We start from the raw sequence: 21315 nt of genomic DNA on the forward strand, positions 1-21315 counted from the left end.
TAGGGTTACGAAGGTAGCGAAGCGGACTGAGTATGAATCCTCAAAGCAGTAATTTTTTCTTGAGGAGTAAGGTTACGAAGGTAGCGAAGCGGACTGAGCATGAATCCTCAAAGCAGTAATTTTTTCTTGAGGAGTAAGGTTACGAAGGTAGCGAAGCGGACTGAGTATGAATCCTCAAAACAGTAATTTTTTCTTGAGGAGTAAGGTTACGAAGGTAGCGAAGCGGACTGAGTATTCGCTTTGATTGGGGGATTAATGGAAATTTTTAAAGGTACAAACTATGTGAAAATATTCGGTGTCAAGATTGATAAAGTCACCATGGAAGACGCTAACAAGCGCTTGGTGAGTTATATGCAAGGGGAAGATCTCAAGATGGTTTTTACACCGAATCCAGAATTTATAATGAAGGCACAGGAAGATGCTGATTTTAAAGCAATTCTATGTCAAGGCGATTTAGTTGTTCCCGACGGTATTGGCATCATTAAAGCTTCTAAAATTCATCATCTAGATTTGCCTGAACGCGTTCCAGGAATTGAGTTGATGGAAAAAGCACTGGAATACTGCAATCGTTCGAAAAAAAGTCTCTTTTTGTTTGGTGGCAAGCCAGGTGTTCCAGAGGCCGCTGCCAAAAAAATACTTGAGAAATATCCCAATTTGGTCATCAAAGGCACCCAGGATGGTTACTTTGAAGAAAAGGATGAATTGCGTATTTTGGATAAGATCAATGAGGCCAAACCAGATATTTTATTTGTAGGCTTGGGTGCGCCAAAACAGGAAAAATGGATATATAAGCATCGAAAGATCATCAACTCAAAAGTAGCTATGGGGGTTGGTGGTGCAATAGATGTCTGGGCAGGGACTTCCAAGCGAGCACCTAAAATATTCATCAAACTGGGCATGGAATGGTTATATCGATTGCTAAAACAGCCAACACGTATTGGTAGGATGATGATCTTACCTCAATTTATGATTAAAGTTATTTTTTCTAAAACTATAGATGGTTAGAGTGTCAAAAGTCCAAAGTTGGGCAATGCTCTACCGTATGATGCGTTTACGGTAAGTAAGCGATACAGCATATGGTAGAGTGCTCGTGTGAAACTGGATTTTGACATTCTGACTATGATCACTAAAACAATATCAATTTTGGAGGGATGAACATGAGTGATTCAATGTCAATGGCAGATTTAATGGCACAGTACGAAACAAACAACGACTTGCGAAAAGGAGACGTTCTCGAAGGGACGATACTCTCTGTAAATGCAGAAGAGGTTATTGTGAACATCAATTACAGTTCAGACGGCGTACTTCCTAAAGAAGAAATTACAGGTGGGTCGACGGATGGTTTTGAAGTCGATCAAAAAATTTCTGTATTTGTCTTAAAATCAGATAACGGTGATGGCAATGTGCTCCTATCTCAAAAAAAGGCAGATCAAATATTGGTATGGGATGAGTTTGAAAAATTATTCAACAACAAGCGTACTTTTAAAGTTAAAGTAAAAGAAGTTGTTTCAGGGGGATTAGTTGCAGATTATAAAGGGGCTAGAGTGTTTATTCCTGCCTCACAAGTGGCGCTGTCCTATGTGGACGATCTCAAACCATATCTACATCAAACGCTTGAAGTGGCACTTATTGATTACAAAAAAGAGGATCAAAAAGTGGTCGCTTCTCGAAAAGTGATTGAGCAGGAGGCACAAGAGCGTACAAAAGCAGATCGATTATCTAGAATATCGGTGGATGATCGCATTAGCGGTAAAATAGTCAGAGTGGCAAATTATGGTGCTTTCGTCGATTTAGGTGGTGTGGATGGTTTAATTCACATTTCGCAGATGTCCAATAAACGCATTAAACATCCAAGTGAAGTTGTTGCAGAAGGGGATCTTGTGGATGTTATCGTGCTTGAAGTCAATAGAGAAAAAGAGCGTATCAGTCTTAAACTGGCGGACATTAAAGAAAGTCCTTGGGAGACCGTTGACCTGCACTATCAAGTGGATGATATCGTCACAGGGCAGGTCACTAGAATTATGAATTTTGGCGCTTTTGTTGAGATTGAAGATGGTTTAGAAGGCCTTATTCATATTTCTGAGCTTTCGGAACAGCATGTCTCTAAGGTACAGGAAGTGGTCAATGTTGGCGATACAATAGATGTGATGATCCTTCAGATTGACAGTGAAAATCAAAAGATGGCTCTAAGTCTGAAAGCGGCTAAAGAAGCTGAACTCTTAGACTTTGAACCTTATGAAGAGGAAGAACAAAGCACGACCTTAAGCGATCTCTTTGGAGATAAACTTAAAAACTTAAAGTTTTAAATGGGAACAATTAGAGTTTTAAATGGCATAAAAGAGCGTTAAGTGCGTGGTATTATACACTTAATAGATAGAATAAAAGGCGAACTTGGATTGAATGAGGCAACTTATTTCAAGCAAAGTTCGCTTTTTTAATGATTTTGACATAAAAAAAAGGGTATTAAGGGTTTGTGTAGAAATATGAAAGCAGGGGTGATTGATTCAATAAATCGTTCTAATTCGAATTCAAATAAAATAGACAATATGGAGGCGATTATGGAATTTTTAAAGCTAAAACCTGAACAACTCAATAACAAATGTGAGCCCAAGAGATTCGAGTTTAAAACCACAGAAGATTTACCGCCAATCAGAGGCATTATCGGTCAGGAACGCGCAAAGAAAGCCTTGCTGTTCGGTTTGAATGTCACAAAAAAAGGCTATAATATCTATGTTTCGGGACAATGGGGCACAGGGCGCAACAGTTTTGTCAATATGCTTACTGAAGAACAAGCCATAAAACAACCAGCACCTCCCGATTGGCTTTATGTCAATAATTTTAAAGATCAGTATCATCCAATTGCGATAAAAATAGACAATGGAGAGGGTAAAAACTTTATCAAATACGTTGAACGCTCTATCCGATTTTTGAGAAAGGGCATGGAAGAAATTTTTTCCAGTAGAGATTATGAAAATGCACGCCAAAAACTTGTGGAAGAATACAACATCCATTCTGCTAACGTGATTGAAAAATTAAATACAGTGGGCGAAAAATATGGCTTCCTATTTTCTTTAAGCGAAAAAGGGATTGTAAGTATTCCTCTTAAAGAGGGCAAACCCATGAATGAAGAAGAATATAAAGCGATTACACAAGAAGAATATGAAACCATGATGGGCAATTCTCAAAAATTGAATCTTGAAACCATTGATTTATTCAATCGTTTGCGCCTTGAAGAAGAAAATTTGAGAACAAAATTGAAGAGTTTAGATGAACAGATGGGGCGACATCTTGTAAAATTCCATTTGGATGCCATCAAGGAAAAATACAAAAACAATGATGATATTAAAAGATATTTAGAATTCTTAGAAGAGGACATCATTGAAAATCTAGATGCGTTTAAACAGGAAGAACAGGAGACTGAAGAACAAAATCCCCTTGCAATGTTTGCAGTGGGACAGCAAAATCCAGAAGCCTTTTTTGAACGCTATCGCATCAATCTCTTTGTGGACAATTCAGAAAAGAAAAGTGCACCAGTGGTGTTCGAGTCCAATCCGACGTATTTCAATCTAGCCGGTAGCATTGAGTACTTAAATGAAATGGGTGTCATGAAGACGGACTACACCATGATTAAACCCGGGGCACTTCACAGGGCCAATGGCGGCTATCTCATTTTATTGGCGAAAGATATTTTGGCGAATCCTTATGCTTGGAAAAGTTTAAAACGATCGCTTTTAGACGAATCTGTTTCCATAGACAGCCGTATCACTTCATCTGGGGCGCTGGTATCTCATACGATTAAACCGCAACCGATCTCTATTGACGTCAAAGTTATTATCATAGGGGATTACTATACGTATTCTCTACTCAATGCATATGATGAAGAGTTTCAAAAGCTCTTTAAAGTCATGGCGGATTTTGACGAGGATATGGAGCGCAACGATGAAAATATCACGAAGTTTGCTAGGTTTATATCGACAAAGTGCGAAATGGACAACCTCAATCACTTTATGCCGGATGCAGTTGCCATGCTTGTGGATCATGCCACAAGACTTGCAGACGATCAAACGAAATTGACAGCACACTTAAAGACGCTAGGGGATATCGTCATTGAGGCAGATGCATGGGCAAACTATTATAAAGAGGATCTTGTTAAAGTAGAACACGTCAAGAAAGCTCTGGATGAGAGAAAGTACAGAGCAAACAAGTATGAAGAGCAAACCATGGCACTTTTTGAAGAAGGCACATATCTCATGGATGTGACGGGTTATAAAGTGGGAGAAATTAATGGACTTGCTGTGGTAGGCGCAGGGATGTACAGTTTTGGAAAACCTTCTAAAATAACGGTTTCAACCTACCAAGGACGCTCTGGCATCATCAATATTGAACGAGAAGCAAGAACCAGTGGTAAAATTCATGATAAAGGTGTCATGATTTTAACGGGTTATCTTGGGTCGATGTTTGCTCAGGATAGACCATTGGCACTCACTGCAAGTATCGTTTTTGAACAACTCTATTCAGGTGTGGACGGCGACAGCGCATCCAGCACAGAACTCTATGCACTGCTTTCGGATTTATCAGGTGTACCGATTAATCAATCCATTGCGGTGACGGGTTCCATCAATCAAAGAGGTATGATTCAACCTATAGGCGGTGTCAATGAGAAGATTGAAGGCTACTTTAAAGTTTGCAAAATGAAAGGGTTAAATGGTGAACAAGGGGTGATCATCCCAAGACAAAATGTTAAGAATCTCATGTTGGACCCTGAAATCGTCACGGCAGTGAGTGAGGGCAAGTTCAGTGTATGGGCTATAAGTCATGTGGATGAAGGCATCGAAATCTTGACGGGAAAACCTGCGGGTAAACGCAATAAAAATGGTGTATTTGAAAAAGGCTCCATTCACTACTTGGTGGATAAGAGACTGAAACAGTTGGCGACGCCACCTAAATCACAATCTAAACCAGCAGCCAAAGCACCTACTAAGGCAGCGGTTCAGCCCGAAGTTGAAAAGCGAGAACAAGAGCCGGAAACGCCACCTTTAGCGGACAAAAAAGGTCAGTAAAAAAACCTTTAAAACAGAAAATGAAATTTAAAAGAGGCGAGATCAATAAACCCGATCTCGCCTTTTTTTTGAATTATAAAAGTAGCTATAAAAATACCTTAAACTGTTTTGTTAAATTTTTGAATGCATTTACAAGATGTTTTAGAACGCATGTATAAGTTTTTTAAAACTTCTGAATGCCTTTCTCGGTAATGAGTGCAGTTAAAGGCAGATCATGCGGTTCCAAGGGAATGGCGTTGAGCTGCTGGATTGAAAATGCAATTCCAAACTTGAAGATCTCTGGGTTGAGTTTTTCAAAAAAACGGTCATAAAAGCCACCGCCGTAACCGATTCTAAACCCCTTGTCATCAAAGGCAACCCCCGGTGTCAAAACAAGGTTGATCTGACTCAAATCAACTTGTGGATGTATTTTCGGATCAGGCTCTAAAATGCCATATGTGCTCAATTTGAGTTCGGATAAGGTCTGAACTTTATGAAAGGTCATGGTCTTGCTTTTCATATCAATATAGGGGAGGCATAGCGATTTCCCCTGATCAAGTATATAATCATTAATAGGCATCATACAAACTTCATTTCTGAAATCAACAAAGGAGGCCACTTGTGAGGCTTTTTTAAAGACATCTGAATGAATCAGATAGGACATGATCTTCTGGCTGTAATCGGTGCGTTCCTGCTCTGATAGTGCAGCACGTGCCTTAAGTATATTTTGACGGATTTGTTTTTTATCCATTTTATTCACCTCTGTGTAATATTTATTTAATAATTATACACTTAAAATGCGTCTTAAGTATAGGTATAATATAAGAGGAATGCTTTCTTATCACTGAAAAATTGAGTATAATAAGAAGGAATGAGATTGAATCCCATTTAGGATATAAGTGCGTTTAAGCCCTCAAAGACAGACTTAGCGCATGATGGTATAAAGTGTGTAATGGAAAAGTGAGAAGGGTTAGGACATTTATGATAGAGTTTAGCAATGTTTCCAAACGCTATGACAATGGCGTAATGGCACTTAATAATGTCAATATAAAAATTGAAAAAGGTGAATTTGTGTTTATAGTGGGTCCAAGCGGTGCTGGTAAATCCACTTTTATCAAATCCATATTAAAAGAAGTGGATGCAACTACGGGCAAAATATGGGTGGATGATGTTAATATTACAAGATTACATCGTAGGCGCGTCCCCTATTTGAGACGCAAAGTGGGTGTCGTGTTTCAAGATTTTAGATTGCTGCCCAACAAGACGGTTTATGAAAATATCGCCTACGCAATGGAGATTTTAGGAACGCCTCAAAGAACCATTAGAAAGCAAGTGCCTATGATCTTGTCTCTTGTGGGCCTGTCTGGAAAGGGCAATGTCTATCCAAATCAATTGTCTGGTGGGGAGCAACAGAGGGTATCCATAGCACGAGCTATGATCAACAACCCTCCTATTTTGATTGCAGATGAGCCCACTGGTAATCTAGATCCAGAGACTTCTTGGGAAATAATGAAGATACTTAGGACGATTAACAGGCGTGGCACAACGATACTGATGGCGACACATGATAAAGACATCGTGGATATTATGAAAAAACGTGTTATCGCTCTTGAACGCGGTGGCGTTGCAAGAGATGAGAAAATAGGAGTCTATGGCTATGACGATTAAACCATTATTTACATTAAGAGAAGCCTTAAAAAGCCTATGGCGAAATAGATTGATGAGCATTGCATCTATTTCATCGGTTTCAGCAACGCTTATTATATTGGGCATTATATTTTCACTCATTGTCAATGTAAATGCATCGACGCAGGCTGCGAAAGATCAAATTGACAGCATTAAAGTCTACTTAGAAGATGGCTTATCCTCGGAAGAGGGTCAAGTTTTACAAAGTGAAATTGAAGCTCTGGTTGGCGTGGAGTCCGTTGTTTATGAAAATAAGGATGAGGCCCTCACCAAGTGGAAGGTATCATGGGAAGAAAATGCCTATATGCTGGAAGGCCTAGAGAAAAATCCTTTGCCTAATGCCTTTATTATCTATTTATCGGATATTTACTACTCGGAAAGTGTGCTTGCTTCATTGGGCAATTTAGATGGGATAGAACAAGTCAAATCACATCAAGATATTGTAACGACGCTTTTGACTTTCTCCGAACTGATCCGAAAGGCCGGTCTAATTATCATCTTTATCCTCATTGCAATTTCAACTTTTATTATACACAATACAATAAAACTTGCTGTGAACGCACGTAATCGGGAGATCAACATTATGAAGTATGTTGGGGCCACCAACTGGTTTATCAGATGGCCTTTCTTGGTAGAAGGCACGATCCTCGGGTTATTAGGTGCAGGCATTTCGGCGGTAGTCATCAAAATGGGGTACAGTTATGTCTATAACTTGCTGTGTTCCGATTTTTTTGTGTTTATTGCGGCATATGTCATCAAACCCGAAGTGCTCATGAAAGACTTAGTGTTTTTATTTGTAGTGATTGGTGCTGGCATTGGAGCACTGGGCAGTATTTGGTCGATGCGTAAGTACTTAAATGTTTAGGAGGCTATGATGAATTTAAAAAAATGGCTTCCCGCAATACTCGCTTTTACGCTGATTTTCACAACAGTTTCTTGGGCGAATAATGACGAACTCAAAAAGAAAGAGCGGGAGCTCGAAGAACTTAAGCAAAAAATTGAATCTATGGATGCTTCTATTGATGAAAACAAGTCGCTTCAAAATAAAACGGCTTCGAACATCAAGAAAGTCAGTACGAGCATTAAAAACCTTGAAAAGGATATAGCATCATTAGATTTGGACATAGATAAGACTGAATCGGATATTGATTTGAAAACGGTAGAGCTTGCCGATGCTGAGGTCAAAATTGGCGAAAAGAATGAACTGTTAAATGCCCGATTGAGGGTTATGTACAAAACGGGATCTGTGGGATATTTAGAAGTTTTACTCGGTTCAGAAGATTTTACGGATCTGCTCTCGAGAATTGATATGATACAGCGTATATTAGCTCAAGATCAGAGTCTTCTGCTCTTCTTAAAAGAACAAAGGGATCTCATCGATCAGAAAAAAACAGAATTAGAAGGGGTAAAGGCAGAGCTGTTGTCTTTGATCAGCTCCAAGAAGGAGAAACAAAGTGCACTTGAAAAAGATTTGAAATCTATGATTGCTTATAAAGAAAAGCTTCAAAAAGATCAAGCTTCCCTAGAAGAATTGGAAGATGAAATGATGGGTGAAGCAAATCAGTTGACCTCAATTATTAAGAATTTGAAACTTGCGGAGACTTATGTCGGTGGTGAAATGATGTGGCCTGTTCCGGGCAATTATACGATTAGCTCGCCTTTTGGCAATCGGTTGCATCCAATTTCCAAAGTGTATAAGATGCACACGGGCATTGATATATCATGTTCAAGAAATTCTAATGTCGTAGCCGCACAGTCTGGGACCGTTATTTACTCCGGGTGGTACGGAGGGTACGGTAAAGTAATTATTTTGGATCACGGTGGCGGTTATACAACGCTTTATGGTCATAATGATAGTCTAATAGGCAAAGTGGGTCAGAAAGTAAATAAGGGTGACCTTATTGCAAAGTCGGGAAGTACAGGCTATTCTTCAGGGCCACACTGTCACTTTGAAGTGCGTGTCAATGGCGATTTTGTCGATCCTGAAAAATATGTAAAAGGAAATTGAGGTGCTAAAATTGAAAAAAATTAATGTGGTTATTTTATCCGTATTGCTTATATTTGCAAGTAGTGGAATTACATTTTTTGTAACGACCATGACACAAGTGGATTTAGGTGATAAAGTTGTCATCTCAAAAGATGATTTTGAAACATATCAGACGACGATTAATAAGTACAAAGAAGTAGAAATCTTAAAAGATTATATCGAAAAAAACTATTATAAAGACGTCACTGATGAGCTCATGCTTGAAGGCATGAAGAAGGGGATTTTCAGTGTTTTGGAAGACCCTTATTCAGTGTTCATGAATAAAGAGGAATACAAGAGCTATATGGAGTCGTCATCAGGTGAATATCCGGGAATCGGCGTTTACTTAGTTGCAAATGACGATAATGAAATAGAAATCGTTGCGCCAATTGAAGATACACCTGGAGAACGTGCAGGTCTTTTGGCAAAAGATTTGATTATCGGCGTCAATGGCGAAGCAGTAGATGCATCAGTTATGGATGAGACGATTGCCAAGGTAAAAGGAGAACCAGGAACTTCTGTAACCCTTACGATCTATCGACCATCGATTAAAGATAAATTTGATGTCGATATCGAAAGAGCTTGGATCGACGTTAAAGTTGTCAAATCGAGAATGCTGGATGAGAACTTGGGCTATTTAAGACTGTCCATGTTTGATGAGAACTCTGCAGCGGAATTTGACAGACACATGAAAGAGCTTGTGAGTCAAGGGGCAAAAGGCGTGGTAATAGATCTCAGACAAGATCCAGGTGGTTATTTGGATCAATGTGTTAAAATTGCAGATAGCTTACTGGGTAAATCTTTGATTGTTTATACAGAGAGCCGCAATGGAGACAATGAACGCTTTGAGTCAGATGCTAAGAAATTCGATGTGGAACTGGTTGTCTTAGTGGATCAAGGTTCAGCAAGTGCATCTGAAATCTTGACTGGGGCCTTAAAAGACAATAACGCAGCAACCATCGTCGGTGTGACGACATTTGGTAAGGGCATCGTACAAATTGTAAGACCGCTTAAGGATGGCACGGGTTTGAAACTGACCACTTCCGAATACTTTACACCGTCTGGCAAAAACATTCACAAAATAGGCATTGAGCCAGATGTGGTGGTACCACTTGATGAAAATTATAATAAGATTGAAAATCCAACGGATGAAGATGACAATCAACTTCAGAAGGCAATTGAAATTTTAAAAGAAAAAGTTAAGTAGCAGTTCCATAAAGATGAAGGAGGTACAGCTATGGACGTCTCGAAATATGTGACAACAGGGCAGGAGATTAAAAAGTTAGGGCTCAAGCTTCAAGGGATAGTTGATCCGGAGTCTTTAAGCGAGCAAGAGCAATTGCTTATAAGACCTTTGGAGACGGAGGATAGAGCGTCGGGCAAAGGCAGCAATGTCGGTGCAGTTGTTGCAGGTATTTTATTCGCCTTAGTTATCGGGACGTTTATATTGCTTCACTTTTGGTAGAAATGTGGATTGAAGATTAAATGGAGAGCTTATAGATTACAGCGGTTCGTAGAACCTCTTGTAAGTCTATGAGCTCTTTTTAAAATGACAAAAATCTATTTGACGGGCAACTAGAAAAAATATATAATTAAAATACGAACAAATGTTTGGAGGACGGTATGAGTCGATTTAAAATAGTATCAGATTATAAGCCTACAGGAGATCAGCCAGAGGCGATTGAGAGTTTGGTTGCTGCCATAGATCGAAATCAAAAATACAATACCTTGCTGGGTGTAACCGGTTCAGGGAAGACCTTTACAGTGGCCAACGTCATCGAACGCGTACAAAAGCCCACGTTGGTTATCGCCCATAATAAAACTTTGGCAGCTCAGCTTGCATCAGAGTTTAGAGAGTTTTTTCCCGACAATGCGGTGGAGTACTTTGTCAGCTATTATGATTATTATCAACCGGAAGCCTATGTTGCGCACTCAGACACTTATATTGAAAAAGACGCATCCATTAATGATGAGATAGATAAACTAAGACATTCGGCAACATCCGCTCTATTTGAGCGCAGAGACGTCATCATTGTGGCTTCGGTGTCTTGTATATACGGCTTAGGGGACCCAATTGACTACTCTACAATGACTTTATCCATAAGACCGGGTATGGAGAAATCCAGAGAGGACATTCTCAGAAGATTGATTGATATTCAGTATACGCGTAATGACATCAACTTTACTCGGAATACCTTTAGAGTTCGTGGAGATGTGATTGAAGTCATGCCCTCGTATGAGTTCGAAAGGGCCTATCGCATTGAACTCTTTGGAGACGAGATCGACCGAATTGCAGAGGTCAACGCACTGACTGGGGAAATACTAGGTTATCGCAATCATGTGACGCTCTATCCTGCTTCGCATTATGTGACGCCAAAGGATAAACTTGAAGAGGCGATTGGGAATATTGAAACAGAGCTGGAAGAGACGATTAAGTATTTTAAGGATCACAATAAATTAATTGAAGCTCAGAGAATAGAACAGCGTACAAAATATGATATTGAAATGCTCAGAGAGGTTGGTTTCTGCCAAGGCATTGAAAACTACGCAAGAATTTTATCGGGTAGACCGCCTGGCAGTAGGCCCTTTACATTGCTGGATTATTTTCCAGAGGACTATCTCATTGTCATTGATGAGTCACATGTGACTATCCCTCAAATAAGAGCCATGTATGGCGGGGACCAGACGAGGAAGCAGTCTCTTGTGGATTATGGATTTAGATTGCCATCAGCAAGAGACAATCGGCCTTTAAACTTTGATGAGTTCGAAAAACTCATCAATCAAGCTCTGTTTGTAAGTGCAACACCTGGCCCATATGAATATGAACACAGTGATAAGGCTGTTGAGCAGATCATTAGACCCACTGGCTTGATTGATCCAGAAATAGAAGTGAGACCGATTAAGGGACAAATCGATGATTTGTATTCGGAAATCGTCAAGAGAATAGAACAAAAAGAACGTGTACTGGTGACAACTTTGACCAAAAAGATGGCAGAGGATTTGACGGACTACTTTAAGAAGATGGAAATTAAAGTCAGATATTTGCATTCGGATGTCAAGACAATGGAGAGAATGAGCATTTTACATGATCTTAGAAAAGGTGTCTTTGATGTGTTGGTGGGCATAAATCTTTTAAGAGAGGGCCTTGATATTCCTGAAGTATCTCTAGTCGTCATTTTAGATGCGGATAAAGAAGGCTTTTTAAGATCTGAAACATCATTAGTGCAGACGATTGGACGTGCTGCTAGAAATATCAATGGCAAGGTCATCATGTATGCGGATCAGATAACCCGTTCCATGAAACTTGCGCTGGATGAAACGAACAGAAGAAGACAGATTCAAACCAAGTATAATGAAGTGCACAATATTACGCCAGCAGGGATTGTCAAAGGTATTCGAGATGTTATAGAAGCCACTGTTGCAGCGGAAGAAGTGGTCGCTTATGAAGTGGACAAAATTAAGAAAATGACGAAGAAAGAACTTAAATCCTATGTGGAGACATTAGAAGAAGAAATGATGGAAGCATCCAGAAAACTACAATTCGAACGTGCTGCTGAACTCAGAGACATGATCGTAGAAATTAGAGAGACGAAATTGAGGAAATAATGATGAGTAAAAATAGTATTTATGTAAAAGGTGCCAAAGAGCACAATTTGAAAGATGTTGATGTGAGTATTCCACGAGATCAACTGGTGGTTATTACAGGGCTCAGCGGTTCAGGCAAATCATCACTTGCCTTTGATACAATCTATGCAGAAGGTCAAAGGAGATATGTTGAGAGTTTATCTTCTTATGCGAGACAATTTTTAGGTCAGATGGAAAAGCCAAATGTGGAGTATATCGAAGGGCTATCACCCGCCATTTCCATCGATCAGAAGACAACCAATAGAAACCCCAGATCCACTGTGGGAACCGTCACTGAAATCTATGACTACTTGAGACTGCTGTATGCGAGAACAGGCATTCCTCATTGTCCCGTTTGCGGCATAGAGATTGCGCCTCAATCCGTGGATCAAATTGTAGATCAAGTGATGCAACTTGAAAACAATACTAAAATTCAAGTACTTGCGCCTATTGTCGTGGGTAAAAAAGGGCAACATACCAAGGTGCTTGAACAATTGAGAAAAGAGGGCTATGTAAGAGCGCGCATCAATGGTGAAGTCGTTGATCTTGCAGAAGAAATCACCCTTACGAAAACCAAAAAAAATACCATAGAAGTCGTTGTGGATCGCCTTATTATAAAAGAAGGCATACAACAGAGATTGACAGACTCGCTTGAAACCGTTCTCAAGTTATCTGGTGGATTGATTGTCATCAACTGTATTGACAGTGAAGATCTCATTTTTAATACTCAGTTTTCTTGTCCAGATCATGGTCAAGGCATAGCTGAAATGGAACCGAGAATGTTTTCTTTTAACGCGCCCTACGGTGCTTGTCCAGATTGTAACGGGCTGGGTTTTACCAAGAAAGTAGACCCTGAATTGCTTGTGCCAGACGTGAAGTTGTCTGTAAGTGAAGGGGCGCTATTGCCCATTGCCAATAGTGCAGAAGGCACTTTTTATGTGAGTATGATTCACGCATTGCTGGAATATCACGGCGTCTCTAAAGACGTCCCCTTTAAGGACTTTCCAAAACAGTTGAAACAGGAAATCTTTTACGGTACGGGTAAACGCAATGTGACATTCCAATATGACAGTAAGTATGTGGGCTTTTCAGAATTTAACCGTCCATTTGAAGGTCTGGTCAACAATTATGAGAGAAGGTATGCGGCCACCACTTCAGAGTATATCAGACAGAAAATCGATGAGTTTATGAGTCTCATTGAGTGTGAGACCTGTCATGGAAATCGCTTAAAGGACGAAGTTTTAGCGGTTACAGTGGGTGGTAAGAGCATCATTGAAGTGACAGCGTTATCGGTAAAAGATGCCATTGTCTTTTTTGAGAACTTGAAGCTTGGCTCTACGCAAATGGAGATTGCTGATCAAATTCTAAAGGAGATCAATGCGAGGTTGCTATTTCTTAAAAATGTTGGACTTGAATACTTATCACTTGCACGTGCAGCCAGTACGTTATCGGGTGGTGAATCACAACGTATTAGACTGGCAACGCAAATAGGATCAGGCTTAGTGGGTGTGCTCTACATTTTAGATGAACCCAGCATAGGGCTCCATCAAAAAGACAACCAAAAACTTTTAAAAACACTTCGAAATCTCACGGATCTTGGCAATACCCTAATCGTCGTTGAACACGATGAGGAAACCATTATGGAAGCAGATTACATTTTGGATTTAGGACCAGGTGCTGGTGAACACGGTGGTGAAATCATAGCAGAGGGCACGATTGAAGATATATTGGCTTCGGAAGCATCGCTAACCGGTCAGTACTTATCAGGCAAGAAAAAGATTGAAGTGCCAGCAGTGAGACGTACTTCAAATGGCAACAAAATTACGATAAAAGGTGCCTCTGAAAACAACCTTAAAAATATTAATGTGGATATTCCTCTGGGTGTATTCTGTTCAATCACAGGGGTATCTGGCTCTGGAAAGAGCACTTTAATCAATGAGATTCTCTATAAGTCATGTGCAATAAAACTTAACAAGAGCCGAATGAAAGCTGGAAAACACGATGAAATTATAGGTCTTGAACATATTGACAAGGTAATTGATATTGATCAATCACCGATTGGAAGAACGCCGAGATCAAATCCTGCAACTTATACAGGTGTCTTTGACCACATTAGAGATATCTTTGCACAAGTACCTGAAGCCAAGATGCGAGGTTATCAAAAAGGGCGATTTAGCTTCAATGTAAATGGCGGCAGATGTGAGCATTGTAAAGGTGATGGGATCATAAAAATCGAAATGCATTTTTTGCCTGATGTCTATGTTCAATGTGATGTGTGTAAGGGCAAGAGATATAACCGTGAAACTTTAGAAGTGCGCTATAAAGGCAAGAACATAGCAGATGTGTTGGAATTAACAGTGGAAGAGGCACTTGAGTATTTTGCCAATATTCCGAAGATTAAAAGAAAAATTCAAACGCTTCATGATGTTGGACTGGGTTACATCAGATTAGGACAACCGTCTACTCAACTATCTGGTGGAGAGGCACAGCGTATAAAACTTGCCACCGAACTGAGCAAGGTGAGTACTGGGAAGACGCTCTATATTTTAGATGAGCCGACAACTGGACTTCATACGGCAGATGTTCACAACCTCATTGAGGTGCTTCAAAAATTAGTAGATGCCGGTAATACGATTGTAGTCATTGAACACAATTTAGACGTGATTAAGTCTTCGGATCATATTATCGATTTGGGACCAGATGGTGGCGACAACGGCGGGACTATATTGGTCACTGGGACCCCAGAACACGTGGCAAAACACAAGACTTCTTACACCGGCGAATTTTTGAGAAAGATGCTCTAAGCGATCGTTAAGATAAATGATACAAATAATAAGATAAATAATACAAATGATACAAATAATATGTTATATGAATGATATATATACAATGTATATGGATTTGTATAAACAATATGTAAAACAGACTAAGGGACATTAAAATAGGTGCTTCATCACGTGTAGTGAATGGAGCACCTATTGGTCTATGGCGTGCTAATATGGTTTAATGGCCTTTACTTTTTGTGCGCTCAAATAACTGGTGATGTTACTTACATAAGAAGGTTCAGCTTCAACAGCAATTTTACCTTGCTCGTTTTCAAGGACGAGATAAATAATTTGACCTTCGATGTAGTAATACTTAAAATCAGTATAATGATAAACGCCAGAATGTGAGTAGAGCATGGACCCAAATGGAAAGTCAAGTCTGAAATCTAGGCCTGAAATAAGGATGTATTCTCTGCCAAAGTAGGCTTTAGTTGTCTTGTAAGTCACATAAATCCATAATTCTGAAATGAATAGCCAAATGGCAAATGTAAAATAATGCACGGGTAAAAGCGCTTTTAAATCCAGTTTATTTCCCGTTGCAGGGAACAATATAACCAGAAAAGCAATCGCATAAAAGGTAATGCGATGAATGGCTTTAGCGTCGTGAATGGCAAGCTGAAATAGGGATTCGTCTTTTAACTTATATTTTTTAAGTACCCCTTTACGCATGATAAGTTGTATCCATGGAAAGACTAAAAGCAACGAGGCCGCAAGGTAATTGATATAAAAAGTAGGTTGTTCCATGGCAAAGGGCAACATGGGTATAATCGAGAAATAATAAAAAATAATTGCCAATAAGCCTGTAAAAAAAATTAGAGATCGTGTTGTATTGTTCATGAAAAGTCTCCTCGCTAAATCTAAAATCCAAAGCTCTAAGTATTTATTATACTAAAAAAACCAGAATACTAAAACACTTTATGAAAAAAATCAGCTATAATAAACGTAGGTTTCATTGGGAAAGGAATTGTGAAAAATGTCTGAAAATTTTGTAGTGAAAGATCATATAAAAGAACAACTCAAAAGACTCCCGCATAATCCTGGCGTTTATATTATGAAGGATCATGCAGGAGAGATCATATATGTTGGCAAATCCAAAAACCTCAAGAATCGTGTGAGTTCCTATTTTAGAGGCTTTAGCTCTCATATGCCCAAGGTTCAAACTATGGTGATCAATATCGCTGAATTTGAATACTTTATAACGGATACAGAAGTGGAAGCGCTGATACTTGAAGCCAATTTGATAAAAAAATACTTGCCACGGTTCAATATTCTTCTAAAAGACGATAAAATGTATCCCTTTATTGTTGTTACGGTGGAAGAGGCATTTCCACGTGTAATTATGACGCGCAATTATTCGGGTAAAGGTAAACACTTTGGACCTTACATGAGTTCAGATCAAGTGCGGAAAACACTCGAGGTTATTCAGAGTATTTTTCCGCTTAGAGAATGCAGCAAGAAAATTACAAATAAAATAGATAGACCCTGTCTCAATTTTCATATTGGCAGGTGTGCAGGGGCTTGTAATCACGCAATCACTAAAGAGGATTACAGAAGTTATGTCAATCAAGTACTACAATTTTTGAACGGTGACAGAGACTGGCTGATCAAAGATTTAAATCAACAAATGCTCAACGCGGCTGAGGCCTTAAACTTTGAAAAAGCAGCTGAAATTCGAGATAAGATCAATGCGTTAAATGCTCTCAATGAAAAGCAAAAAGCCATTCAAGCGAATGGTAAGAATCAAGATTTCATTGCATTTTACAGTTTTGAAGAACGAACCTGTGTCATGCTTTTTCAAGTTAGAGGTGGCAAAATTGAGGGGAGAGAATCTCACAACATCTCCAATGCCTTAGGCATGAGCGCATCAGATATATTGACATCTTTTATAACGCAATATTACTCTGGGGCATTGATGATACCAAAAGAAATCTATCTGTCGGATGAAATAGAAATGAAAGCACTTTACTCAGACTGGTTGACAAAACTACTTGGAACTAAAGTTGAGATTTATGTGCCACAGAAGGGTGAAAAGAAAAAACTCATAGATTTGGTGAGCAAGAACGCCAAGGAATACATCATCAAATTTCAAGAAAAAATTGATAGAGAAATTCGATTTAGAGAATCTGCCGAGAGCGAACTCAAGGATTTGTTGGGCATACCGCATAATATTAAACTTAGGAGATTAGAAGCCTATGACATATCCAATACATCTGGTGTATACTCTGTAGGGAGTATGGTTGTCTTCGAGGATGGGAAGAAGAAACGCAGTGATTACAGACGCTACAGGATTAAAACCATTGAAGGCGCAAATGATTATGGTTCTATGCAGGAAGTGCTTTACAGACGCTTTAAAAGAGGGTTGGAAGAACAAAATATCGCGCTTGAAAACGGTATTGGCGAAGGTAAGTTCATTCACTTTCCAGATGTGCTTTTGATAGATGGAGGCAAGGGACATGTCAATGCGGTGCAAGAGGTATTAAACGCGCTTAAAATTGATATTCCCTGTGTTGGAATGGTCAAAGATGATTATCATAAAACAGAAGACCTATATTTTCAGGGTGAACTCTGTGGCCTAAAGCAAAAGCATAATGCCTTTAAGCTCATTTATGAAATTCAAGAGGAAGTCCATCGGTTTGCCATTGAATACCACAAATCTTTGAGGTCTAAGGAAATGACGTCCTCTATACTAGATGAGATTCCAGGTATCGGTGAAAAACGCAAAATTGCGCTGTTAAAACAGTTTCAGTCCATTGAAAATATAAAGGCGGCTCAAGTGACAGATCTTGAAAAAGTAGAAGGCATTCATAGAACCGTAGCTCAGAGCATCTATGACTATTTTCATATTAAGGCAAATACGGCTTCACCTGTTACGACAAATGCGGCTTCATCTGAAAATTCAGATCCAACGGAGTATATGGATTCAACCGAGAATAAGGGTTCCACTGAGAATATGGACCCATCTGAGCATTCGGAAAAGTAGATAAATTAGTCACAAACAAGATGTGTAGCACCCCGTCTATAGGGGTGTTATTTTTGTCACAATTATGAATTTGTTCAAAATAAGCACAGTGTTTGTACAAAGTATACACAGTGAAGGTGCAAAAAAAGATGCAAGCATTAACAAAAAACATATTAATTGTAAATAATGTAAGAAGTAATATTGGGAATAGTGTTAGAATTTCAACAATTATAGCGTATCAAATATTACAAAAAATTATAAAATGAGAAAGCTTATTTTTGTGTATACATTATAATCATTCTATGTTATAATCTTATCGAATATAGGTTAATTAATTAACAAACAGCTTTAATCCTAGTGAAATGCTAGGAATTGGACAGTTCGGGTTATGTTCGAGCTCAGTCGAATGTACGAAGTATAAGGAGGAACTATTAATGGCCAAAAACTTTTTAACAGAAGAAAATTTTGCGAAGCTTAATAGGGTAATTGAAGAGCATAAAGATATGCAAGGTCCTTTGATGCCTATTTTACATGAAGCGCAACACATTTTCGGTGCAATTCCTATGGAAGTACAAAAAGTTATTTCTGAAAAACTACATGTACCTTTAGCTGAAATTTATGGCGTTGTTACATTCTATTCTCAATTCACGTTGGAACCTAAAGGTGAGTACTTAATCGGTATATGCTTAGGAACTGCATGCTATGTTAGAGGTGCACAAAGCATAATTGATAAAGTCGTTGAACTTACAGGTGTAACTGTTGGTAAGACATCTGCCGATGGAAAATTTTCATTAGAAGCAACAAGATGTATTGGGGCTTGCGGACTTGCTCCAGTATTAACAATTAATGAAGACGTTTATGGAAGACTCGTACTTGAAGATATTCCAGGCATTATTGCGAAATATCAAGGTTAGACTTAGGAGGAATACGAATGAAATCTTTAGCTGAATTATCAAAGATCAGAGAAGAAGCTCTTAAAAAAGTAGACTTAAGAACAGATAGAAAAGGTACAAGAATTGTTGTTGGTATGGCAACTTGCGGTATTTCTGCAGGCGCTAGACCTGTACTTGCGGCATTAATGGATGAAGCTCAAAAAAGAGGCCTTAAAGATATTGAAATCACTCAAACGGGTTGTGTTGGTGTTTGTAGATTAGAGCCGATGATCGATGTGTACAAAGAAGGCGAAGAAAAAGTAACTTATGTTGAATTAACAGAAGAGAAAGCAAGAAGAATTATTGCTGAACATGTTGTTAATGGCAATATTGTTATGGAATACACTATCGGAGCTGCTGAATAGGGACCAATAATCAATTTGAGGAGGTAAATAAATGGATTTTTATAGATCACATGTACTTGTATGTGGGGGAACCGGATGTACATCTTCAGGCGCAGTATCAATTGAAGAAATGTTCAAAACTCAATTACAAGCAAAAGGATTAGATAAAGAAGTTAAGGTTGTTAGAACGGGATGTTTTGGACTTTGTGAAGCAGGTCCAATTTGTATCGTCTATCCAGAAGGTTCTTTCTACTCAAGAGTAGAACTCAAAGACGTGGAAAGAATTGTAGATGAACATTTATTAAAAGGTCGAATTGTAAAAGATTTATTATTCGTGGATAAATCTGCTAATGTAACAGATATAGCAACATCAATTAATGATGTTACTTTCTATAAAAAGCAAAAAAGAGTTGTATTGAGAAACTGTGGTGTGATCAACCCAGAAGTGATCGAAGAATACATCGCATTTGATGGCTACAAAGCATTAGGTAAAGCGTTGACTGAAATGACTCCAACTGAAGTTGTAGATGTCATCAAAAAATCAGGACTTCGTGGCCGTGGAGGCGGGGGATTCCCAACAGGTCTTAAATGGGAATTTACTCAAAAATCTCAAGGGGACATCAAGTATGTAGCTTGTAATGCCGATGAGGGAGATCCAGGCGCATTCATGGACAGATCTGTTCTTGAAGGCGATCCACATGCAATTATCGAAGCAATGGCAATTGCAGCATATGCAATTGGCGCTGAAAAAGGTTATGTATATATCAGAGCAGAGTACCCAATCGCTGTTAAGCGTTTAGGTATTGCAATCGCTCAAGCTAAAGAGATGGGCCTTTTAGGACAAGATATCTTTGGCACAGGCTTCAACTTTGACCTTGAAATCAGACTTGGCGCTGGCGCATTCGTATGTGGTGAAGAAACTGCATTAATCGCTTCAATTGAAGGCGAAAGAGGCATGCCTAGACCAAAACCACCATTCCCTGCTCAAAAAGGAATCTTTGGCAAACCAACATTGATCAACAACGTTGAGACTTATGCTGTGGTTGCTCAAATTATCTTAAATGGTGCTGAATGGTTTACTGCAATGGGAACAGAAAGATCTCCAGGTACGAAAGTATTTGCACTTGGCGGTAAGATCAACAACACTGGTCTTGTTGAAATTCCAATGGGAACACCACTTAGAGAAGTTATCTATGATATCGGTGGCGGTATTCCTAATGGTAAAGCATTTAAAGCGGTTCAAACAGGTGGACCATCAGGTGGATGTATCACTGCAGATCACTTGGATACGCCAATCGATTTCGACACATTAACATCTCTTGGCTCAATGATGGGTTCAGGCGGTATGATCGTCGTTGATGAAGACAACTGTATGGTTGACTTCGCAAGATTCTTCCTTGACTTTACAGTGGATGAGTCATGTGGTAAATGTGTGCCATGTCGTGAAGGTACTAAGAGAATGCTTGAAATTTTAAATAAAATCACATCTGGTAATGGTACTTTAAAAGATTTAGATACTTTAGAAGAGTTAGCTTACGCGATTAAAGACTCTGCACTTTGTGGCTTAGGCCAAACAGCTCCAAACCCAGTATTATCAACTATGAAGTATTTTAGAGATGAGTATGTTGCACATGTTGTAGATAAAAAATGTCCAGCTGGCATGTGTAAAGATTTATTACAAGTTGTAATTGGCGACGGATGTATCGGTTGTACAGCATGTAAACGTGTTTGTCCAGTTGATGCAATTACTGGAGAAGTAAAAGGTGTCCATGTTATTGATCAAAGCAAATGTATCAAATGTGGTGCTTGTATCCCTAAATGTCCTAAGAAAGTAATTGTTAAACAATAATTTGGGCTTTTGACGTTTAATGAGATTATAA

16 protein-coding genes are annotated in these 21315 nt (G+C 39.0%); 14 read left to right on the top strand and 2 right to left on the bottom strand.

The window, feature by feature from the left end:
- Nucleotides 1-255: 255 nt before the first annotated feature.
- The 3 genes from ISU02_RS19875 to ISU02_RS19885 all read left to right on the top strand — a co-directional run bounded on the left by ISU02_RS19875 (nucleotide 256) and on the right by ISU02_RS19885 (nucleotide 5060).
- Complete coding sequence (locus tag ISU02_RS19875; RefSeq protein WP_194703594.1) at nucleotides 256-1005, top strand: WecB/TagA/CpsF family glycosyltransferase; 750 nt, start codon at nucleotides 256-258, stop codon at nucleotides 1003-1005.
- A 152-nt stretch (nucleotides 1006-1157) separates the two neighbouring features.
- On the top strand, nucleotides 1158-2306 hold the full coding sequence (gene rpsA, locus ISU02_RS19880; protein ID WP_194703595.1) for a 30S ribosomal protein S1: 1149 nt from the start codon (nucleotides 1158-1160) through the stop codon (nucleotides 2304-2306).
- Nucleotides 2307-2558: 252 nt separating this feature from the next.
- The gene (locus tag ISU02_RS19885) at nucleotides 2559-5060 is read left to right on the top strand and encodes a Lon protease family protein (protein ID WP_228727898.1); all 2502 of its coding nucleotides are present in this window, start codon (nucleotides 2559-2561) and stop codon (nucleotides 5058-5060) included.
- Between the two features lie 163 nt (nucleotides 5061-5223).
- Here ISU02_RS19885 and ISU02_RS19890 read toward each other — a convergent pair whose 3' ends face one another.
- Nucleotides 5224-5790 (bottom strand): 5-formyltetrahydrofolate cyclo-ligase, encoded by a 567-nt coding sequence (locus tag ISU02_RS19890; protein WP_194703596.1) that lies wholly within the window; start codon nucleotides 5788-5790, stop codon nucleotides 5224-5226.
- A 230-nt stretch (nucleotides 5791-6020) separates the two neighbouring features.
- Here ISU02_RS19890 and ftsE point away from each other — a divergent pair, with 230 nt between their 5' ends.
- From ftsE to uvrA, 7 genes are all read left to right on the top strand, one after another.
- Nucleotides 6021-6707: a cell division ATP-binding protein FtsE gene (ftsE, locus tag ISU02_RS19895; RefSeq protein WP_194703597.1), complete on the top strand. Its 687-nt coding sequence runs from the start codon at nucleotides 6021-6023 to the stop codon at nucleotides 6705-6707.
- On the top strand, nucleotides 6697-7590 hold the full coding sequence (ftsX, locus tag ISU02_RS19900; protein WP_194703598.1) for a permease-like cell division protein FtsX: 894 nt from the start codon (nucleotides 6697-6699) through the stop codon (nucleotides 7588-7590). Before ftsE ends, ftsX begins: the two co-directional genes overlap by 11 nt.
- Before the next feature lie 9 nt (nucleotides 7591-7599).
- Nucleotides 7600-8733: a murein hydrolase activator EnvC family protein gene (locus ISU02_RS19905; RefSeq protein ID WP_194703599.1), complete on the top strand. Its 1134-nt coding sequence runs from the start codon at nucleotides 7600-7602 to the stop codon at nucleotides 8731-8733.
- Between the two features lie 10 nt (nucleotides 8734-8743).
- A complete protein-coding gene (locus ISU02_RS19910) occupies nucleotides 8744-9958 on the top strand; it encodes a S41 family peptidase (protein WP_194703600.1) in 1215 nt (404 codons plus the stop codon).
- Nucleotides 9959-9988: 30 nt separating this feature from the next.
- Nucleotides 9989-10216: a hypothetical protein gene (locus tag ISU02_RS19915; protein ID WP_194703601.1), complete on the top strand. Its 228-nt coding sequence runs from the start codon at nucleotides 9989-9991 to the stop codon at nucleotides 10214-10216.
- A 158-nt stretch (nucleotides 10217-10374) separates the two neighbouring features.
- Nucleotides 10375-12357, top strand: a complete 1983-nt coding sequence (uvrB, locus tag ISU02_RS19920; RefSeq protein ID WP_194703602.1) for an excinuclease ABC subunit UvrB — start codon at nucleotides 10375-10377, stop codon at nucleotides 12355-12357.
- A gap of 2 nt (nucleotides 12358-12359) precedes the next feature.
- Complete coding sequence (gene uvrA, locus ISU02_RS19925; RefSeq protein WP_194703603.1) at nucleotides 12360-15179, top strand: excinuclease ABC subunit UvrA; 2820 nt, start codon at nucleotides 12360-12362, stop codon at nucleotides 15177-15179.
- Nucleotides 15180-15368: 189 nt separating this feature from the next.
- Here the strand turns inward: uvrA and ISU02_RS19930 are convergent, their stop codons facing one another.
- A complete protein-coding gene (locus ISU02_RS19930; RefSeq protein ID WP_194703604.1) occupies nucleotides 15369-16037 on the bottom strand; it encodes a hypothetical protein in 669 nt (222 codons plus the stop codon).
- Between the two features lie 136 nt (nucleotides 16038-16173).
- Between ISU02_RS19930 and uvrC the strand changes: the two genes are divergently transcribed.
- From uvrC to nuoF, 4 genes are all read left to right on the top strand, one after another.
- On the top strand, nucleotides 16174-18180 hold the full coding sequence (gene uvrC, locus ISU02_RS19935; RefSeq protein WP_194703605.1) for an excinuclease ABC subunit UvrC: 2007 nt from the start codon (nucleotides 16174-16176) through the stop codon (nucleotides 18178-18180).
- Between the two features lie 413 nt (nucleotides 18181-18593).
- Nucleotides 18594-19073, top strand: coding sequence for an NADH-quinone oxidoreductase subunit NuoE family protein (locus ISU02_RS19940; RefSeq protein ID WP_194703606.1), 480 nt, complete (start codon nucleotides 18594-18596; stop codon nucleotides 19071-19073).
- Nucleotides 19074-19090: 17 nt separating this feature from the next.
- Nucleotides 19091-19456 (top strand): (2Fe-2S) ferredoxin domain-containing protein, encoded by a 366-nt coding sequence (locus tag ISU02_RS19945; protein ID WP_194703607.1) that lies wholly within the window; start codon nucleotides 19091-19093, stop codon nucleotides 19454-19456.
- A gap of 31 nt (nucleotides 19457-19487) precedes the next feature.
- Complete coding sequence (nuoF, locus tag ISU02_RS19950) at nucleotides 19488-21284, top strand: NADH-quinone oxidoreductase subunit NuoF (protein WP_194703608.1); 1797 nt, start codon at nucleotides 19488-19490, stop codon at nucleotides 21282-21284.
- Nucleotides 21285-21315: the final 31 nt, after the last annotated feature.

This window comes from Fusibacter ferrireducens, from assembly GCF_015352425.1.
GTDB classification, from domain to species: Bacteria; Bacillota; Clostridia; order Peptostreptococcales; family Acidaminobacteraceae; genus Fusibacter_A; species Fusibacter_A ferrireducens.